Origin of the sequence: Campylobacter canis, assembly GCF_045504005.1 — a bacterium.
GTDB lineage: Bacteria > Campylobacterota > Campylobacteria > Campylobacterales > Campylobacteraceae > Campylobacter_A > Campylobacter_A canis.
Window position 1 is genome coordinate 1 of the sequence record NZ_JBJJXH010000031.1, and the last position, 494, is coordinate 494.

Annotated in this window: 2 tRNA genes; both read left to right on the plus strand. The window is 41.5% G+C overall.

Annotated features, from left to right (window positions below):
* The first annotated feature begins 89 nt into the window (after nucleotides 1–89).
* Nucleotides 90–165: transfer RNA gene (locus ACHJH3_RS11265), tRNA-Lys, on the plus strand.
* A gap of 21 nt (nucleotides 166–186) precedes the next feature.
* Nucleotides 187–261 (plus strand) — tRNA-Glu (locus ACHJH3_RS11270).
* Nucleotides 262–494 lie beyond the last annotated feature (233 nt).

Consider the following 494-nt stretch of genomic DNA (forward strand, 5'->3'; position numbering starts at 1 on the left):
TAGTTCAGTTGGTTAGAATATCGGCCTGTCACGCCGGAGGTCGCGGGTTCGAGCCCCGTCCGCCGCGCCATTTTAAAATTCTAGTGTGTGCCTCGTTAGCTCAGCTGGTAGAGCATATCACTCTTAATGATGGGGTCGTAGGTTCGAGCCCTACACGGGGCACCATTTTATCTTTTTATATCTGTTGGCCCATTCGTCTAGCGGTTAGGACACCAGCCTCTCACGTTGGTAACACGAGTTCGAGTCTCGTATGGGTCACCATCTTAAATTCTTTATCTAAAATTCAAAAATGCTACATAAATCAAAACATATAATTATTTGAATTTCTTAAAATTTCTACAATGAAATTTACAAATTCTCCCGTGTGCAAAATTTTTAACTTTTTAATAGGCTGTTATCAAGCACAACATACTTTTGTGTAAATTGCTCTAAGGTTGAGCCTGATTCTATGAAATTTTGCCGCCGCTTACTTGAAGAAGCCAAGGTAGCTTGCG